General features: G+C 42.9%; 14 protein-coding genes. 10 read left to right on the top strand and 4 right to left on the bottom strand.

Features of this window, described 5'->3' with window-relative positions; all coding sequences use genetic code 11:
* Positions 1 to 3: 3 nt before the first annotated feature.
* The 3 genes from oleC to K5Q73_RS09170 all read left to right on the top strand — a co-directional run bounded on the left by oleC (position 4) and on the right by K5Q73_RS09170 (position 3,571).
* Positions 4 to 1,725: an olefin beta-lactone synthetase gene (gene oleC / locus K5Q73_RS09180; protein WP_220760358.1), complete on the top strand. Its 1,722-nt coding sequence runs from the start codon at positions 4 to 6 to the stop codon at positions 1,723 to 1,725.
* Positions 1,726 to 1,731: 6 nt separating this feature from the next.
* Positions 1,732 to 2,838 carry a 2-alkyl-3-oxoalkanoate reductase gene (oleD, locus tag K5Q73_RS09175; protein ID WP_220760360.1) on the top strand — a complete coding sequence of 369 codons (1,107 nt, stop codon included), beginning with the start codon at positions 1,732 to 1,734 and terminating at the stop codon, positions 2,836 to 2,838.
* A gap of 283 nt (positions 2,839 to 3,121) precedes the next feature.
* Positions 3,122 to 3,571, top strand: coding sequence for a hypothetical protein (locus K5Q73_RS09170; protein ID WP_220760362.1), 450 nt, complete (start codon positions 3,122 to 3,124; stop codon positions 3,569 to 3,571).
* 110 nt (positions 3,572 to 3,681) lie between these two features.
* On the opposite strand, the gene K5Q73_RS09165 is transcribed toward K5Q73_RS09170, so the two are convergent.
* Complete coding sequence (locus K5Q73_RS09165) at positions 3,682 to 4,530, bottom strand: mechanosensitive ion channel family protein (protein WP_220760364.1); 849 nt, start codon at positions 4,528 to 4,530, stop codon at positions 3,682 to 3,684.
* A gap of 210 nt (positions 4,531 to 4,740) precedes the next feature.
* On the opposite strand from K5Q73_RS09165, the gene K5Q73_RS09160 reads away from it, so the two are divergent.
* Positions 4,741 to 5,409, top strand: coding sequence for a glutathione S-transferase (locus K5Q73_RS09160; RefSeq protein ID WP_220760366.1), 669 nt, complete (start codon positions 4,741 to 4,743; stop codon positions 5,407 to 5,409).
* A 201-nt stretch (positions 5,410 to 5,610) separates the two neighbouring features.
* Positions 5,611 to 6,351, top strand: coding sequence for a cytochrome b/b6 domain-containing protein (locus K5Q73_RS09155; protein WP_220760368.1), 741 nt, complete (start codon positions 5,611 to 5,613; stop codon positions 6,349 to 6,351).
* A gap of 342 nt (positions 6,352 to 6,693) precedes the next feature.
* Here the strand turns inward: K5Q73_RS09155 and K5Q73_RS09150 are convergent, their stop codons facing one another.
* The gene (locus K5Q73_RS09150) at positions 6,694 to 7,539 is read right to left on the bottom strand and encodes an RNA pseudouridine synthase (RefSeq protein WP_220760370.1); all 846 of its coding nucleotides are present in this window, start codon (positions 7,537 to 7,539) and stop codon (positions 6,694 to 6,696) included.
* Positions 7,540 to 7,851: 312 nt separating this feature from the next.
* On the opposite strand from K5Q73_RS09150, the gene K5Q73_RS09145 reads away from it, so the two are divergent.
* From K5Q73_RS09145 to K5Q73_RS09135, 3 genes are all read left to right on the top strand, one after another.
* Positions 7,852 to 9,585 (top strand): phospho-sugar mutase, encoded by a 1,734-nt coding sequence (locus K5Q73_RS09145; RefSeq protein WP_220760372.1) that lies wholly within the window; start codon positions 7,852 to 7,854, stop codon positions 9,583 to 9,585.
* A gap of 202 nt (positions 9,586 to 9,787) precedes the next feature.
* On the top strand, positions 9,788 to 10,789 hold the full coding sequence (locus K5Q73_RS09140) for a BMP family ABC transporter substrate-binding protein (RefSeq protein WP_220760373.1): 1,002 nt from the start codon (positions 9,788 to 9,790) through the stop codon (positions 10,787 to 10,789).
* On the top strand, positions 10,786 to 12,285 hold the full coding sequence (locus K5Q73_RS09135; protein ID WP_220760375.1) for a GGDEF domain-containing protein: 1,500 nt from the start codon (positions 10,786 to 10,788) through the stop codon (positions 12,283 to 12,285). The genes K5Q73_RS09140 and K5Q73_RS09135 overlap by 4 nt, the downstream gene beginning before the upstream one ends.
* 95 nt (positions 12,286 to 12,380) lie before the next feature.
* Here K5Q73_RS09135 and K5Q73_RS09130 read toward each other — a convergent pair whose 3' ends face one another.
* Positions 12,381 to 12,749 (bottom strand): hypothetical protein, encoded by a 369-nt coding sequence (locus tag K5Q73_RS09130; RefSeq protein ID WP_220760377.1) that lies wholly within the window; start codon positions 12,747 to 12,749, stop codon positions 12,381 to 12,383.
* A gap of 239 nt (positions 12,750 to 12,988) precedes the next feature.
* Here K5Q73_RS09130 and K5Q73_RS09125 point away from each other — a divergent pair, with 239 nt between their 5' ends.
* Positions 12,989 to 13,870, top strand: a complete 882-nt coding sequence (locus K5Q73_RS09125) for a helix-turn-helix transcriptional regulator (protein WP_220760379.1) — start codon at positions 12,989 to 12,991, stop codon at positions 13,868 to 13,870.
* A gap of 445 nt (positions 13,871 to 14,315) precedes the next feature.
* On the top strand, positions 14,316 to 15,866 hold the full coding sequence (locus K5Q73_RS09120) for an Ig-like domain-containing protein (protein WP_220760381.1): 1,551 nt from the start codon (positions 14,316 to 14,318) through the stop codon (positions 15,864 to 15,866).
* 109 nt (positions 15,867 to 15,975) lie between these two features.
* On the opposite strand, the gene panP is transcribed toward K5Q73_RS09120, so the two are convergent.
* Complete coding sequence (gene panP / locus K5Q73_RS09115; RefSeq protein ID WP_220760383.1) at positions 15,976 to 17,622, bottom strand: pyridoxal-dependent aspartate 1-decarboxylase PanP; 1,647 nt, start codon at positions 17,620 to 17,622, stop codon at positions 15,976 to 15,978.
* Positions 17,623 to 17,908: the final 286 nt, after the last annotated feature.

Here is a 17,908-nt window from a genome sequence, read left to right as displayed (position 1 = left end):
TTCATGGTAAGTCAGTTGATTCAAAACAATGACGGCGCAAACTTGTGCCGTCATTTAGTTAGTGCTGCCCAGTCAATTCCCAACTCACTGGCGGTTGCAGTACAGCAAGCCAATGGAAAATCTGTCGCTGGCTTGCATTATCAAGAGATGGACTTTCAAACCCTCAATGCCAAAAGTGACGAGCTAGCTAGCGCGCTGGTAAACCACGGCTTAACGCCTGGCATGAAGGCGGTGTTGATGGTCACGCCTAGCATAGATTTCTTCTGCTTAACCTTTGCGTTGTTTAAGGCTGGTATTATTCCAATCTTGGTTGATCCCGGCATGGGGGTTAAAAACCTTAAGCAGTGTTTCATTGAGGCAAAACCCGATGCCTTTATTGGGATCCCCAAAGCACATATTGCTAGACGCTTATTTGGCTGGGGCAAGCCTACGGTTAAGCACCTGATTAATGTAGGCGGTAACGCTCTGGCCAAAGTACTCTCAGGCGGCATTAGTTTAGAGAATTTATTAAAGGCCAATTCGTCGGCAGCAACAGAGCCATTTAACATGCAGTGGCTCGATAAAGACGCCATGGCGGCAATTTTGTTTACCAGTGGCAGTACTGGTACGCCAAAGGGGGTGGTCTATTCCCATAAGATGTTTGAAGCGCAAATTACCGCACTTAAACATGATTACGCTATTAGACCTGGTGAGCGAGACTTAGCCACTTTTCCACTATTTTCATTGTTTGGCCCAGCTCTAGGTATGGCATCTATCGTGCCAGATATGGATGCCAGCAAACCTATTACCGCTAACCCTGAGTTTATCTTTGCTGCTATTGCAAAGTATCAATGCAGTAATATGTTTGTGAACCCAGCTTTGATAGAGCGTCTCGGTCAAGCTGGCGCAGTTAATCAGCATAAACTTAGCAGCATTAAACGCGTGATTTCAGCGGGTGCTCCAGCGACTATATCGTCGATTAAACGCTTTAGTCAGATGCTAAACCATGGCGTTGAGGTGCTTAACTCCTACGGCGCGACCGAATCGCTACCTATTAGTAAAATTGGCAGTAAGGCGTTGTTTGATACCACAACAGAGACAAATAACGGCGGTGGAATTTGTGTCGGTAAGGCTGTCGATGGCGTCGATATCGCCATTATTAAGATTGATGAACAGCCGATTGAGCAATGGGATGACAGTTTACGTTTACCAGCCGATGCCATTGGCGAAATCGTTGTAAAAGGCCCTATGGTGAGCCGTAGCTATTATCAGCGAGACAGCGCAACCCAAGTGGCAAAAATCCAAGATGGTGACAGTATTCGCCACCGCATGGGTGACTTAGGTTACCTCGATAATGACGGCTTACTGTGGATGTGTGGCCGCAAGGCTCATCGAGTCGATGCTGATGCTTTACCTGCAACTAATAATACAGCCAAACGGTATCACTCTATTCCTTGTGAGCGTATTTTTAATACCCACAAGGATGTGAAGCGTAGTGCTTTAGTGGGGGTGATGGTGGCAGGTAAAGTCACGCCGCTTATCTGTATAGAGCTTAAGCAATCTGTTGCCTGCACGCTATCGGCAGTGCTTTACAGTGAGCTTAGAGCAATTGCAGAGCAGCATGAGCAGACTCAAGGGATTGAGCGCTTTCTCATTCATCCTGACTTCCCTGTAGATATTCGCCACAACGCTAAGATTTTTCGTGAAAAGTTAGCTGTTTGGGCGCAAAAGCAGATAAAGGAGTAGTGTATTTTGTCATTCGCTATCAAGCATCAAACTCCTGCACTGGACGACTATTTACCTCAAGAGCAAGCCGCACTTTTAGCACTTAAGCAAAATGTGACTCGCGCCTTTGTGACTGGTGCGGGAGGCTTTTTAGGTAAAGCAATTTGTGAGCGGCTGTTAGCCGTTGGCATTGAGGTTATAGGCTTTGCTCGCGGAGAATATTCTGCATTGAGCGCCATGGGCGTGAAGATGGTAAAAGGAGATATTGTTGATGAACGCGCACTGCTCGAGGCTATGGGAGGCTGTGACTTGGTGTTTCATGTTGCTTCGAAAGCCGGAGTTTGGGGCAGCAAACAGAGTTACTTCTCACCCAATGTTGATGGTGCTCGGCATGTTATTGATGCCTGTAAAAGCTGCAATGTTGCACGTCTAGTTTATACCAGCACCCCGAGCGTGACTTTTGCAGGTGTGGATGAGGCGGGTAATGATGAGTCTGCGCCTTATGCTGAGAGGTATCTTAATTATTACGGTGAGTCAAAGGCAATAGCCGAGCAGATGATGCTCAGCGCCAATGGCGATGAGCTTGCTAATGGCAAGCTTTTGGGGACTACAGCGTTAAGGCCACATCTCATTTGGGGGCCAAGGGATCCACACCTAGTGCCACGAGTGATTGAGCGCGCCGAGGCGGGCAGGCTCAAACTGGTAGGAAATGAGGATAAGTTAGTCGATACCATCTACGTGGGTAACGCGGCATATGCACATATTTTGGCGGCATTAACACTGAGTCAAAATGACAAAGCGAACCAGGCCGCTTGCGCGGGGAAAGCCTATTACTTGAGTAACGATGAGCCGATCACAATGGCGGCCATGCTCAATAAAATACTTGCCTGTAAAAATCTACCGCCGGTGACTAAAAGGGTACCAAGCCAGATTGCTTATATTGCTGGCTGTGTCCTTGAGTCTGTATATGTTTTGCTAGGTAAAAAAGATGAACCCATCATGACCCGCTTTGTCGCAAAGCAGCTTTCGACTAGTCACTACTTCAATATTAGCGCCGCTAAACGCGATCTGGGCTACCAAGCATTAGTCAGTATCGATGAGGGAATGGTGCAGCTTAAGGCGTCTTTACAATAAAGCAGGCCTAGATAATACTCGAAACTCATGAATGTAAAAGCAGCAATATATTTGCTGTTTTTTTATTGGGAAAATAAGATTTGTTTATCAACTGACTGATATAAAGCTATATTATGTTTTAACTGAGTTGTGGTCTGCTCAATATTCACCTTGTTGGTGACCCTATGTGTGAATTGGTTTTGCACTTTTATAATAGGCTAGACTGACTGGTTATTAATAGCGTTTACGATTAATTTACTATATGAGTGGATATTAAAAAAGCATTGAGATTCATGGAGGAGTTATGAAATCGTTTTTGGTGTTGTTAAGTCAGGTTTTGCTGGCATTTGTTGTTATTTGCACTCCCTTGAAGGCTGCTGAGCAGATTAACCCATTCATTGGCAGCTGGAAGTTAATTTCCGGAAAGTACTTAGATGGTAAAGGCCAATGGGTTGAATACGCAGATCTCAAGCTCAGCTCAATCAAGGTGATCTCCGCTAATCACTTTAGTTTCACAACGATGAAAAATATCGGTTCCGAGGCGAAGCCCGAACTTGAGTTCTGGGCGGCTGCCACTGGTTATTATCAATTTACGGCTACTGATTATATTGAATATCCGCATTTGAATTCATTTGGTGTAAAAGCAGGAGAGTCCTTCGCGTTTACTTATATCATAGAGGGAAAAGAGTGGCGCACAGAGCGCACAGAAAATGGTGAGTTGAAGGAGCAAGAATTCTGGTTAAAGCTGGACTGATCCTTTAGCCACGTCTCTGTACAAGGTAAATAACAAGCTAGCCAAAAATAAAAGACGTAGCATTGATAAAATGCTACGTCTTTTATTCTTTAGTACTAATCACTTAGTGATTAGAGCAATCTGTCTTTACCAAATGTCTCGTGGTAGGCAATCATAAAGTCTTCACGAATAAGCTGCTCTAAATGAATGGCGCGTTCAGTAGGACAGAAAATCATAATATGCACAAATTGCTCACCGTTTATGCCGCTACTGATATGAATATGCGGCTCTGAGCCCGGTAAGTCGACACCTGCGTGTTTTTCAATTACACCGTTATAACGTTTGGCTACTTCATTAAAGTCTTCACAATGGGCTTCAATCTTCTCGTGTAACTCAGGAAACAGCGGGTACAAATTCACAAATTCAACTACGGTAATACAGAAGTCATGATAAACATAGCGTTTCATAAAGTTGAGATTTTTAACCGCATAACTAAAGAACATACTATTAGGTAGAGTCGCGGTTTTACCGGTGAAGTGATATTGACCATGGTGTAAATCAATTTCTTGAATAACCGTTGCCATTAAGTTGTGCTCAATCACTTCACCACAGATCTTGCCAACCTCAATCCAGTCACCAATCACAAATGAGCGTGAACTGGCTCTTTGGATTGAGCCTGTAAAACATAGAATAATTTCTTTTGATGCGACCACAAAGGCAATAGCAATTGCGGTTACTGATAGGGCAAATTTATTGATCTCGGTTTGCCATAACATAAATAAAATAACGATGATTAAGATGAAAGTGCCGTTTTTGGTGCGTGACATCCACTTACGTTGGACTTCAGTTAAGAATGCTACATCACCGCGGATTTGGGAAATGACCAGACGCTTAATCATTGAGATTAAGACAATAACGAGTACGGTTAGTAGCAGTTTATGGTTTAACAAAAAATCCACTGCGATGGTAAGTTTATCCACGAAACCCTCTTTCGACGCTTGTAAATGGTTGCAATGCTGGTAGATAAATCGTCGTCAGTGAGTGATTTAATCTTTATTGCAGATAATAGATAACTCTAAGGTTATCATAGATAAAAAACAAGTTAGTCACTACTGGACAGATTACTCGATAGAGATTGAATTAAACTGTCAATTTGAAAATGTTTGCTGTCACTAAGGAGTCAAAGCGAAATGTGTCCACCTGCGACTTTACCAGTGCTATACACTTTGCGAAATTGCCCCTACGCGATGCGGGCTAGAATGGCGATTTATGTGTCAGGTCAATCGGTACAGCTTAGGGAGTTAGTGTTAACCGATAAGCCCAGTCAATTGCTTTTGGCTTCTCCTAAAGGCACAGTTCCTGTTTTAGTACTCCCAAGCGGTGAGGTTTTAGAGCAGAGCTTAGATATTATGTTGTGGGCATTTGAACATGACGACTCAGCTAATTATCTAATGTCATTCGATCTTACTCTGCGGGATGATATGTTCGACTTGATAGCGCTTTTTGATACAGACTTTAAGCAGAGTTTAGACTTGTATCGCAGCGCTAAACGTTATCATGATCAAGATTTGCCCAGTGCTCGACAGGCCTGCGAGCGTTACATATACATTTTGGAGCAGAGGCTAACAACCAATCCATATCTATTTACCACAAGCCCCAGTCTTGCCGATCTCGCCATCATGCCCTTTATTCGCCAATTTGCACGGGTTGAACGCCAATGGTACCTAGCTTCTCCTTACCCGAATGTTAGGCAGTGGTTAAACAGCTATCTGCAAAGTCCAATGTTTAGCAAAGTCATGGCTAAATACCCATTATGGTCACAGCTTAGAGAGCAGGTCATTTTTTCGAATCGAACTTAGTTTCTTTTATATGGTTTTACGCTTTTTAGTGCGCACGGAATTAGCATGTTGAGCGCTAGGACGGATGTTATGCTTTACTTAGAACATCTCTCTTCTTTAAACAATTATTTACTGAAAAAAACGCTTACAGGCGTATCCTATCGGGATAATTATTGTTGAATTTTAAATGTTCTGTGAACCAAGATTTTCGGGGGAAAGTCGATGAGTGATAAGCAACAAAGTCATACTGAAGTGGTAACCATTTATCAAGTGTGGGATAAACCTGTGCGCATATTCCATTGGGTTAACGTGATTCTAATCACTTGCCTGATGTTTGTCGGTTTAGTCATGTTGTTTAAAGCCGAGCTTGGCATAAGCGGCTTAGCAGCGAAGATAAAACTTAAAGAGGTGCATATTGTTATTGGCTATCTTTTTGTCATTAATCTGTTTGTACGTTTGATATGGGGCGTTATCGGTAATGGTTATGCCAAGCTTTCGCATATCAGGCCTAGTTTTAAGGCTGCAAGTGATTATCGAAAAGCATTAATGGCGGGCAAGAATCCACAGTATTTAGGCCACAACCCGCTCGGTAAGCTTGCTGTTAGCGTGATATTTGTATTACTAATAATTATTGCTGCAACGGGATTATTCAGAGCCGGAACCGATGTTTTTTATCCGCCTTTTGGCTCGACAATCACTAGTTATATTGCTGCCGACGGTGTCGATCCTATCTCGCTAAAACCCTATGATGATACTGGAGTTAACTCTGATAAAGTTGCCCAGATGAAGCCTTATAAGAGTTTGGCGGGAAAGGTACACTTATATAGTTCTTATTTGTTGATGCTACTGATTTTTATTCATATTATTGGAGTAGTCATCGCTGAAGTTAAGCATCAGCCAGGTATAGTTTCTGCTATGTTCTCAGGTAAGAAACGACTTGAAGATAAGCCTGTCGATGAGTAAGAGCTTTAATCGCGATTAGTCAAAGAGTCGAAATAGACAATGCCCATTTTAGGTGTAATGCCGATAAGTTAAGCCCAAAGCTGATTCAAAACAGAGTGCTAAGAACCCAGCACAAACAGGGCTCTTTGCTTTACAGGCCATAAACCACGAAGCGCTCACTTCGTTTGCTACACAGAGGAAACGAAGAAAAGAAAAAGCTTGGGCTAGCTTTTCTTCGTGCTCTTCGTGTCCTCAGTGGTCGATTCTTATCTTTCTAAGTAACCCAGCTTTCTCTGAGTAAGTCCTTAAGTGAACGGCATTGGCCATTAAAGTGGGCTTTTAGTTTTCACTCATAGCCAGATCTTAGCGCGATTGAAACTCAGGGCGGTAAGCTTGGGGCAATTCAAAGACTTTATCTTCACCTGTAACGGGGCAAGCAAAGCTTAAATGGCAGGATGTGAGCTGCAAGTTAGGCGTGAGCTCGCTGCCATTACCATGCTGCCTATCACCGACCACGGGGTGGCCAAGGCTCGCCATATGGATTCGAATTTGATGCTTACGACCAGATTCAATTTTTACCTGCACTTTGGACTGGTTAAGTTCACTGTTGTACTCAAGAATATGGGCATGAGATAAGGCTTTTTTATTATCGACATCGGTATCTATGCTGATCTGACCATCGGGAAATTGGCCTTCAACAATCACCTGATAAAACTTATCTAGTGCACGGGTCTCAAAGAGTTTGGCAATAGCGGCAGTCACCTTTTTATTATGCCCCAGTACAATAAGGCCTGTTGCGGCTAAGTCGAGTCGATGAATAATATACGCGTTACGAGTAGGTGTTAGCTGAGTTTCTATAAAGCGATTAATGGTGGTGTGGTCGCTCCATTTCGACCCTTGGCAGCGCATACCAAAAGGTTTGTACCAAATACTATACTGCTGTTGATCAAACAAGAGCTCTGCATCGGCCACGGTTTCATCTAAGACGGCTTGGTTGTAATAAAGATGCAGTTCATCGCCAGCCTTTAAGGCTTTTTTTGCGCGGCGAAGTCGATTGGTTTGTTTACCATGGCCATGCCAAACCGCTCCTTTTTGCATCGCTTGCTTAATAACTTGCTTAGATAAGCCCGTTTCTTCAGCGAGCAAGCTTGCCGCATCAACATCGCTAGATTGCACTTTGATATGAGTTTCTATTTTTAACGGGGTCATGATTGAGTTTCGCAGCAAAGGGTTATTGAGCAAGTCGGTAATTTTACACTATTAGCAGACGTTTGGCTCTTGCTTCACTGTTTTCTATTAAATGTCGGAACAATGAGTAAAACGTCTAATCGCAGCAATACTTTTTTGCGGCTAATGGGCGGTTCTAATGTGATGAAAATTTAATGCAAATTGTCTTGTTCTTGCTAACTGCTAGGCTTAGTGTTTAATTTAGTATTTAGTCATATTTTAGCCGTGATGCGCTACACCGGATTCAACTTTATTCAGTGGCCATTACCTCATCGACAATAAATGGAGCGATTTATGGATACGCAATTATCATTGAGAGTAAAGCATTGGATACAGAGCGATCCCGATCCCTTGATGCGACAGGAGCTGCAATCACTATTAGACTCAGATAATAGCGCAGAACTCGAAGCACGCTTTGCAGGACGGCTGGAGTTTGGTACCGCAGGGCTGCGTGGTGTGGTTGGTGCGGGTCCTACTCGCATGAATCGTTTAGTCGTTCAGCAAACATCAGCCGGCCTTGGCGCTTATTTAAAGGCGCAAATTAGTGATGTTGCTACCCGAGGTGTGATTATTGGTTACGACGGCCGTCATGATTCCAAACAGTTTGCTCACGATGCGGCCGGTGTATTAACCGCAATGGGGATTAAGGTTTACTTAACCGCTAATGTTGCAGCCACTCCGCTGGTGGCTTTTGGTGTGTTACATCTTGGTGCCGCAGCGGGCATAGTCGTTACCGCTAGCCACAACCCACCACAATACAATGGCTATAAAGTCTATTGGGGCAACGGCGCGCAGATCATCCCGCCACATGATAGTGGTATCGCCGCCTGTATCGATAAAGCCGCGACCGCTGCGATAGCATTGCTTGATGCAGATAAAGCCAAGGCAACAAGTCAGTTAGTGATGCTAGAACATGACTTTTATGACGCTTATCGGCAAGGGGTTAATCAAGCCGGTGTATTACAAAACCATACTCAACCCAACTCGGTTAGCTTAGCCTACACGGCAATGCACGGTGTGGGTAATGAGATGGCACTGAATGTGCTTAACGATGCCGGGTTTACCAAAGTGTATAGCGTTGCAGAACAAGCTGAGCCTGATGGTGACTTCCCAACGGTGAATTTTCCAAACCCGGAAGAGAAGGGCGCTATGGATATGGTCATGGCTGAGGCGAAAAAACACGGCGCCATGCTTGCCTGCGCTAACGATCCTGACGCCGACCGTTTTGCGGTTGCTGTGCGAAAAGATGATGGCGAATACCAAATGCTGACAGGCGATCAGGTTGGTGTGCTATTTGGCCATTATTTGCTGACTCATGCCAGTGAAAATGAGCGATTAACCTGTACCACCATTGTGTCGTCAAGCTTACTGTCAAAAATTGCTCAGAGTTTACATGCGACATGCAGAACTACACTGACGGGGTTTAAGTGGTTAACCAACGTGGGGATGAGTGAAGAGACTGATGATAATCGTTTCTTGTTCGCTTACGAAGAGGCGCTGGGTTACACAGTAGGCTCTATGGTGTGGGACAAAGATGGCTTATCAGCCTTGGTTGCATTTGCGCAATTAGCTGCAGAGCTCGCCAGCCAAGGGCAAACGATTTGGGACAGGCTTGAGTGTATTTATCGTGAGCATGGCTTCCATCTCAATGCTCAGGTGAGTATTGCACTGAAACCTACGACACCCAATATCGGTGCTTATTTGCGTGATAACCCACCGACGGAAATAGCAGGGCACAAAGTGGTTTCGACTGACGATATCAGTATTGGTAAGCGCTTCTTTTCTGATGCAGATAGCGATGGCGCTGTAGAAGATATAGCACTACCTGCCAGCGATGTGTTGATTTATCGTTTGCAAAATGGTGCACGAGTAATAGTAAGACCATCGGGAACAGAGCCTAAAATTAAGTGTTACTACGAAGTGGTCGAATCTATGAGCGTCGATGACAGCTTAGCAAGTGTGCAGCAAAGAGCTCAGGCCGAAATGGATCGTTTTATCAAAGCTCACCAGGCCGCGTTGCCACATTAGATTGATGCAAAATGTCCAATATCATAGAAATAGATGTCGTTTTTATTGAGCGGTGATCTATTTCTAGTTTGAGCTCACAAATTCCAATCAGTAAGCATTTTTCAAATCCTCTTTTATCCTTATAATCAACAACATTACCCCATATATTAAGTATTGAGTTTATTGGCCTCGGATTAAGGCTAATAGATAGTCGACATTATTCATGATTAAAACCTGGTTCTTGTTTTTGGTCGCAACGTTTTCCTCCCATGTCATGGCTACGCAAGAAGAGATAAAACCTTTAGTACTCTTCCAAGGAGAGGTGGCTGAGGGATCTTTTCTACATATGATTGAGCAAGGGATCAAAGACTTTGAAAATGTGTCATCAATACCTGTGGAACAAGTGCGATTAAAACGAGATAACGGTCTTTATCTTGAAGAGCTCGAAAAAAGTGCTCTAGCAGGCTTTAGTCCAATCGTAGTGCAAGACTCAAATTCAATAGAGACTTTTGGCAATATCGCAAAAGCGAATCCCGCCACTAAATTCATCTCCTTAGATGTGGCTTATGATATTCCCAACATTTTAGGGCTTACTTTTAACCATGCTGAGGGGGCTTATGTAATTGGCTTTATTGCGGGGTTAAAAACTAAAACCAATAATGTCGGTTTCATCGGTGCGATAGACATTCCGGTTATAGAGGGGTTCCGTTGTGGCTATGAGCTTGGTTTAAAAAAGGCCAATGCGAAGGCACGTTTATCTACTCGTTATATCAATAATGGGGTCTTGTCTTGGGATGACTTCGAATCGGCTAGAAAGTTAACCGAAGAGATGGTCAATCGTCAGGTCGATATTGTTTTTCCTGTCGCTGGTAATGCGAGTAAAGCGGTCATGGATAGCATGAAAGAGTCAGGTGCTGGGCACTATAGTTTTGGAGTCGACTTTAATAGTAACCATCTATATCCAGACACCTTGCTGGCTTCATTTGAGAAGCGTTCTGATAAAGCCATTTTTGCCGCATTGATGTTTTTAAAAAATGGGATCTGGAATAGCAACGAAAAGCATTTTGGCATCAAGCAAGGCATTATTGAAATCACCGTAAATCCTGAAAATGCCAGCTTAAGCAGTGATGATACACAACAAATTAACGATCTTATCATTCAGCTTAAAGGCAAAAACAATCCTGTTTCCCGTCAAATATCGACACAATGTGAGATAGGAAGATGAAAAGGCTTTCTACTCATCTCATTATGTTATACATAGTGATAACTCTGGTTCCAATGCTGGTTATTGGCGGTTTTATCGTTACAAAGAGCTTGCTAGCAGAGCAGGATGAGTGGCTGAGTTTGTATGATAAGGTCTTACTGCAGCAGCTAATCAATGCCGAAAAATCACTCGTAGAATTTAACCTTCCTTTAGCTGAACTCGTTGTTAACGATTTCTCGCGTTTAGACTATATTCGAGCTGTAAAGTTGGAGTCAGAGCTTTATTCCATGACCTTGGCGGAGGTCGTTAATTCGAATACTAACTCGGAGAAACTAACATTACTGAGCTACCCGATTATAGACTCTACCGATAACAGGCTTGGGCAGTTAGTGATTTATAAAGATAATGGCGCTCTAAGCTCACATGTTTACTCTGCTGTTTTACCTAAGACACTATTTTTTGTGGTGTTGGTGAGTTTTATCTCGTTTCTCTTTAGTCATAAAATACTTTCCATCTTTAAAAAGCCGTTTAAAGATGTCCATCGTTTTACTCGCTTAGTTGCCAGTGGCGAGTTTGAAACTCCCCCCCCTACACACAATAAATTTATTGAAATTGATGCGATTTTTTCCTCTTTAGAGATGATGCGAGTGCGTTTGTTTAACTCAAGAAATCAATTAAAGCAGAGTGAAGAGCGTTACTCACGAACCTATAATTTGACCCAGGTCTGTTTATTTGTGCTAGATGTCAAAACCTGCAAAATAATTAGAGCTAATAACAAATGTACTCAATTAGTGAGTGATGTAGACACGATAAATCGTGTTCATGCAGCTAGGTTGAAACGGTTTGTGTCCAAATTGCTACAGAGCAAAGGTGGGAATAGTTTTGAATACTCGATAAGAGTTAAAGGCTCGGTAAAGCATTTCCAAATTAATCATTCCGAGCGAATAAAAGACGAAATCGAATGTTCGGCATTGGATATCAGTGAGCTAATTGCGGCGAGAGAGTCTGTTGAGCAGCAGTTGCGGACTGATGCATTGACCGGGATCCCGAACCGAGTCCGGTTTAATCAGTTTGTTCAGCAAGTTGAGAATAACAAACACGATAGGTTTGCCTTTATGATGCTTGATCTTAATGGCTTTAAGGCCATCAATGATAACTATGGCCACTTAGCTGGAGATGAAGTATTACAAACCACTGCGCAGCGGATCACCGAGAGCATTGGGGCCTTTGGACGCGTATATCGGCTAGGCGGCGATGAATTTATTATCAGTATCATCACGGATTACAACAGAGATACATTGAAGGAGATTGCTGTCTCTATTATGCAATTAATAGAAGCGCCAATCGAGTCTGAAGGCAAGACATTCTTTATCTCTTCGAGTATTGGTATTAGTTGTTATGATGCGAACAAGCCTAGAACAGTGATAGAAATATTGAATGAAGCAGATATGGCCATGTATCACTCTAAGGTTAATCAGCTTCCTGCTGTTTTTGCAGATGAGATCTGCCTCGTTTAAATACTCATTACCGGCTCGCTTATTGCTGTTTATTCAAGGTGTATAAGTTTTTATTTAATGAAAACAAAGAGGAGACGCTAGTTGACTAACCCGGCTTATTGCGGGGAGAATTTGGCGACAGAGTCTTTGTTAAATAGGCGGACTCGTTGCTTTAATGGCTGCGACTTGAGCTCAGTAAGTACTAGACTTAAAAGATAAAAGACTGCCATGCATAATAATAGCGCTTGTTTCCAGCCAGTATTGTTGAGTGCAAAAAACAACCACGCAATTGAAAAGGCAGAGTTAATGATATCGCGTGTGTTTACAATGAATTGATTTTTACACAAGTCGTAGTCTATATAGATGGGATAGGCTAATCCTCCAAGCTTTACTTTAAGCTTATTACCTTGCTCTTCCACCTGATAGCCAAGGCTTGTTAACTCAAGCATTAGCTCATTGTTTAGTCCATTGTTTAGGTTGGTCATCCTTGCCTCTTTCTCCATTTTATCTTTCTAGCGTTCGCCTTTAGCGATTGTTGGCATATAGTTAATCATGCGTGTTAAATTTAGCCATTTTCAATCGAAGTTATACTAAATATTGAGAGCTGGGTATTGATTTGTTCTCATGTTTATTGCCTCTTTGGATTCATTATTAGATAGTCCGCTAAAGTAGTTGTTGATGTTTTATCCCAAGCGCTGTGTGTTTTGAGGTGTAGGTTAAGTTAATGAAGAGTGTTCCAAGTATTGAGTTTAGAGCGCCTAATATTCACAAAGCAGGTCTAGAGATATTAGATTTAGAGCATTTTTATAGAAAACTATCTAAGTGTAATTTTTGTCCGTCTCAACCTCATAGAATTAATTACTTTTGCTTTATCTATATAGCGGAGGGCGAAGGGGGCCATTTTGTTGATTTTAAATATCACCCTTTTAAGCAAGGTAGTTTTATTTTTGTCAATAAACACCAAGTACATGCCTTCGATTTGAAAAGTCGTCCAAAAGGAAAAATGATTAATATTACCGAAGACTTTTTAAATACAATTTTAACCAATATCCGTATTCCCTTTTTTACACCCACTCACTTAGTTAGCTCTCAACAGCCGCTTTTGACTCTGAGCTCGTTACTAGTCGATACCTGCAATAATCTACTGTTGGAGATAAATAAGGCACAGGAGAACGAAGCTGGGTCTCTGCTACTGGTACAACTGTTATTCTCGTCATTATTAGTTGCTTTAGCGACGGAGAGAGGAGCCGACGCGCAGCATTTAAGCGAAACTCAGGCATTTCGTTTTCAACAGTTTTTATTGCTTATCGAGAGTAATGCTGCTCATACCCGAGATGCATCAGACTACGCTGAAATGCTACATATTTCATATAAATCACTTAATCTACTTTGTAAGCAAGCCAGCGGCCAAACAACCAAGCAGCTGATTGATGCCCATGCCATTCTTGAGATAAAACGAAGATTAACTATCGGTAGCGCTAAAATTCAAGAGATTGCCTATGACTTGGGTTTCGATGACGTGACCTATTTTGTGAAGTTTTTTAAACGTCATACTCAGTTGACTCCATCTCAATTTAAAGACAATGCGGCAGTACCCAACTCTTAACTCATTTCTTTAAGTCACTCGATTACACATTGATGCAGAGACCCTGTGTCAGGATGCATGCTACCCATTAAAAAGCCATCAAGCTCACATTGTTGTTGCTAGGTACGAAAAACACCATTTTAGGGATGAAAAGTCCATTACGGCTCGGTTGTTAATTAGCTATTTTCAACTTAATAAAATTGAGATAACCAAATTAACTCTTTCTTTAACCCTTTATGCGTCCTATACAGGCGGGATGGTTTTTTACGGCTTAATGAAAGTTTAATAGATTGAAAATAAGAATTTTTTCAACTTCTCTAGCAGAAATGTCGAGCAGTAGAATGATTTGCTTTCATCTTAATTTTATTAAATCAGCATTTCTACTTTCTGAATGTAGTGATCGATTTTAGCTGTGCAAACATAAAAAATTAAATATAAGTGCAATGATAATTTTGCAGGGAATATCATGATGAACAAATTAAACGCTTTATATAAAAAAGTGTTGCTGGCAAGTATGATAAGTATCTTGTTGGGCTGTGGCTCTGACAACAATGATGTCGTTCCACCAGCGCCAAGCGACAATAACCCACCTATTGCTCAGCCTACAGTGGCTACCGCGATTGTAGGTACTTCGGTGATGGTAGATGCCATCGCTAATGACACGGATCCTGATGGCGATGCGCTAACGCTGACAGAGGTTGAGTTAACTGAAGGTAGTGGCGAGGGCGTGATTAAGGACAACCAGCTACTATTCACTCCAGAGAAACCAGGCACAGTAGTGTTTAGTTATACTGTTGCTGATCCAGAAGGGGCGACAGATTTCTCGACAGTGACAATCGAGGTGTCGGAAGCTACTGAAGCTGGCAGTTTCGTAGGAACACAAACTTGTTTAACTTGTCATACCGATAAAGAAACGTTCTTAGAAACAGGGCACAACTTTAAATTAAGTAAGATTGAAAATGGCGAAGCGCCACAGTTTCCTTTCTCATCATTAGAGGGGTCTGTTGAGTTGCTATATGGCGCAGATAACAGTGTGGGCACTCCGAATAGCTGGGATGAAGTCAGTTATGTAATTGGTGGCTATTATCGTACAGCAATGTATCTAGACAGTAATGGCTACATTCTGTCTGGCACAGGCGTTCGAGCGGAATTACCAGAAAATGGTGAGGATTTCTCTATTGACCACATTATGGGCTATGCTCCGGGTGGTGATCCAGACTCTCATTCATTTGACTGTGGTCACTGCCATACAACAGGCTGGAAAGATTACACGCCCGACTCACCACTCAACCCGAATCATCAAGATGGCTTAGTTGGCATCGAAGGTACGTTTGAGATGACAGGAATTCAATGTGAAGCGTGTCATGGCGCGGGTGGTAAGCATATTAAGTCTCAGTCAGCAGATGATATTGACCGTATTGCACAGGGCCGTTATACATCAGATTTACAGCAAGCGGATATGGCGTTCGGTAAGGCCATTACCTGCTCTGAATGTCACAGTAAAAAGACCAACCGTAAGTTTCCAACTTTTATCAGTGAGCATAACCAAGACTTTGGCGGCGATACCATAGGTGGCCGAACCATACCTTATGATCTTGGTGGTCGAGTGGCTGGCGATGCACTATTAGGAATGGATGCCGATACGGGCGTAGTGACGGGTAAGAAACATGATATGGCGTGCCATACTTGTCATAACCCGCACCAATCTAAGATCAATGATGACCAGCCGGGCCATGAAAATGCCATGGTTAAGCAATGTGTTGATTGTCACTATGATAAGCCGTTCACACCTGAGCTCGAGGTGCATAGTTTTATGGCTAAGTGCGAAAGCTGCCATATGCCTAACAACAAGCACTTCTTTAGGATTAATTTGGAACACCCAGCGTCTAGCCCTGAAAACTTCTCTAAAGACGGTAAGTATGTTCAGCCTTGGAATACTTCAAAAGACAGTTGTTCTGGTTGTCATAAAGTAGATTACGACGAACGTGCAGCGCTAATTAAGAAGATGCACCAGTAATTAAAACTGTTGAATTAAGCCCCTTTTGGGGCTTTTTTCGTTATAGCAAAGAGTTATAGAAAAGAGTTATGGCTCATGGAGCAAATGAGGGGGCGAATTGCTTTTCCGCTTAGCTTTGAGCCAGTATGAGCAACTGAGGTAGATAACGAGTTTCACTCTTGGCTATTTGGGCTTGCTCGGCTAACACTTGCTGCAAAATGTCATGGCTAGTTAGTGGGTTGGCTAATACCACTCTAAATACCACGGCTTTGAGATCCATTAGCTGGTGGCTTTCAGGATTAATTCGGGTTCGAGATACAAATGAGGTGCCTTGCTCGCGCTGAGTTTTTTGCACAAACTTAGTCAAGCCATCGAGTAAACCATTGAACTGTGCGAGTGTTGCTGTATCACCTATTTCACGAGCTTTGGCCATCGCAAGCTGTACCGATTGTGGCACATAACGATAGGTAAGTAAGCAAAGCTCAGGCTTAGACACCAGCTCAAAATCGGTTTCTGTGGTAATCAAATCGGCAAAGTAACGCGCCTTTTCAAGGCTGTTATTAATCAAGATCTCATAACCTTCGCGACCAATGACTTTAAGGCAAGCATGCACGAGCATTGCCATACCAGGGCGAGAGCCCTCTAAAGTCTGACTGCCTAAGTCTTTCGAACCTTGACGTAAAATGTACTCGGCGTGATGCTTAATGGCGTTAGCAAAGGTTGGGTCTTTAAATAGCACCATACCCGCGCCCATAGGCACATACATCTGTTTGTGAGCATCGATGGTGACAGAATCGGCTCGCTCAATACCTGCTAACAGGTGACGGTACTTATTGGATAATAAGCTCGCACCGCCCCAAGCTGCATCGACATGGAAATGACACTTAAGCTCTGTGGCGAGATCGGCCAAATCATTTAATGGGTCGATATTACCGGTTTCTGTGGTGCCGGCAACGCCAACAATCGCCATGACTTTAATATTGTCTGCATCTAGTTGTTTAGCGAGTTCTCGCATCTTAAGCACATCGACCTTGTTATCGTCTGATGTAGGCACTTGGATGATGTTCTCTCGGCCAATACCGAGTAAGTCTGCAGTTTTTGCAAGCGAATAGTGACCGCGCTCTGAGACCAAGATTGCTAAGTCATCATAACCATAATGGCGTAGGCCTTTAAGTAAGCCTTGTTTGGCAATACCTTTAAAGTCACCGTCGGCCTTAAGTAGTTGGTTGCGTGCGGTCCATAAGGCTGTGATGTTAGCGACTGTGCCACCTGAGCAAAATGCGCCTAAAGACACATTGGCGCTGTGCATCCAGCTTTGGTAAAAGCTTTCATCTTGGTCATAAATCAAATGATGCATCATGCCGAGTACTTGGCGTTCTAGCGGGGTAAAGGCCTTAGATGTCTCTATTTTGACCAAGTTTTGATTAAGCCCTACCATCATCTTAGATAGAGGCAAAACAAAGTAAGGTAGTGCTGATGTCATGTGACCGATAAAGCTTGGCGCAGAGGTGTGTACAGAGTGAGCCACTAAGGTCTGCATCATGTTGTCGGCATAATCGGAGACAAACTGCGGCGCAGCAGGAATATGGTACTGTTGAAAGTCCAGTTCAACTTCAGAAAGCGGTTTCTCGACAGCCACAACGCTTTCTTGCAAGAAACCCATTAGATTTTGCGAGATATTTTGCTCAATGACACTGAGGGTCGAGTCTGGGGCTTCTGGAACCGTAAAAATTCGCAGTAACGCTTCTTCTGATGCGGTGGCTTTTCTTGCTGTCATGGGACTAAATTTCTCTACTAATCGCGCTGCTTTGCTGAGCTGAACAGCCTATCGAAACGGACGGTCACTTTACTTTATGCTTTATAGCGCATCAAGTAGAAAACTAATGGTGGCGACTTGATTGCCGAAAAATAGCGGCTTTAGGGAGCATTCTTGTGTCTGAATACTTTGCTTTAAAGGCAATAAACCACGAAGCGCTTACACTTTATTTGCTACACAAAGGATATGAAGCAAATGACTCGAAGAACTGGGCTCGAGATTCTTATAAATGGACTGAGTACTAGGC

This window comes from Shewanella sp. MBTL60-112-B2 (genome assembly GCF_019655055.1).
Lineage (GTDB): Bacteria > Pseudomonadota > Gammaproteobacteria > Enterobacterales > Shewanellaceae > Shewanella.
The sequence above is the reverse complement of the archived record's forward strand: the minus strand, read 5'-3'. Positions and strand labels throughout refer to the sequence as shown.

Coding starts and splice junctions, on each gene's coding strand:
- K5Q73_RS09140 (WP_220760373.1), top strand. CDS start 9,788: ATGATTAAAACCTGGTTCTTGTTTTTGGTCGCAACGTTTTCCTCCCAT.
- K5Q73_RS09150 (WP_220760370.1), bottom strand. CDS start 7,539: ATGACCCCGTTAAAAATAGAAACTCATATCAAAGTGCAATCTAGCGAT.
- K5Q73_RS09145 (WP_220760372.1), top strand. CDS start 7,852: ATGGATACGCAATTATCATTGAGAGTAAAGCATTGGATACAGAGCGAT.
- K5Q73_RS09125 (WP_220760379.1), top strand. CDS start 12,989: ATGAAGAGTGTTCCAAGTATTGAGTTTAGAGCGCCTAATATTCACAAA.
- K5Q73_RS09160 (WP_220760366.1), top strand. CDS start 4,741: ATGTGTCCACCTGCGACTTTACCAGTGCTATACACTTTGCGAAATTGC.
- K5Q73_RS09155 (WP_220760368.1), top strand. CDS start 5,611: ATGAGTGATAAGCAACAAAGTCATACTGAAGTGGTAACCATTTATCAA.
- K5Q73_RS09130 (WP_220760377.1), bottom strand. CDS start 12,749: ATGACCAACCTAAACAATGGACTAAACAATGAGCTAATGCTTGAGTTA.
- K5Q73_RS09135 (WP_220760375.1), top strand. CDS start 10,786: ATGAAAAGGCTTTCTACTCATCTCATTATGTTATACATAGTGATAACT.
- K5Q73_RS09120 (WP_220760381.1), top strand. CDS start 14,316: ATGATGAACAAATTAAACGCTTTATATAAAAAAGTGTTGCTGGCAAGT.
- oleC (WP_220760358.1), top strand. CDS start 4: ATGGTAAGTCAGTTGATTCAAAACAATGACGGCGCAAACTTGTGCCGT.
- K5Q73_RS09170 (WP_220760362.1), top strand. CDS start 3,122: ATGAAATCGTTTTTGGTGTTGTTAAGTCAGGTTTTGCTGGCATTTGTT.
- panP (WP_220760383.1), bottom strand. CDS start 17,622: ATGACAGCAAGAAAAGCCACCGCATCAGAAGAAGCGTTACTGCGAATT.